1 protein-coding gene is annotated in these 229 nt (G+C 65.1%); it reads right to left on the reverse strand.

The window, feature by feature from the left end:
• On the reverse strand, positions 1-194 hold a 194-nt coding region (locus tag FVA95_RS32495), incomplete at its 3' end, for a hypothetical protein (RefSeq protein ID WP_205016129.1).
• Positions 195-229 lie beyond the last annotated feature (35 nt).

A 229-nucleotide genomic window follows, 5' to 3' on the forward strand; every position in this document is an offset into this window, starting at 1 on the left:
ATGGTCAGCAGGTAAAAAAATGACTGCGCGACAGCGATTTCGCCCGGCCCGAGGCAACTACCGCGCGCGGGTGGGGCCGTGATGAATGCAGATACCGTCTGCCATGAGAGTGCCTGCACGAGACCGGTTTTCGCGAACGCCGCCACCGCACTCAGGTGATGCAGGACCGCCGTGGCAAAAACCAGGGCCGCCACCGGAAGCGCGAGGCGACCCAGCCGCCGTGCCAGGA

Origin of the sequence: Pseudonocardia sp. EV170527-09 (genome assembly GCF_008369905.1) — a bacterium.
GTDB lineage: Bacteria > Actinomycetota > Actinomycetes > Mycobacteriales > Pseudonocardiaceae > Pseudonocardia.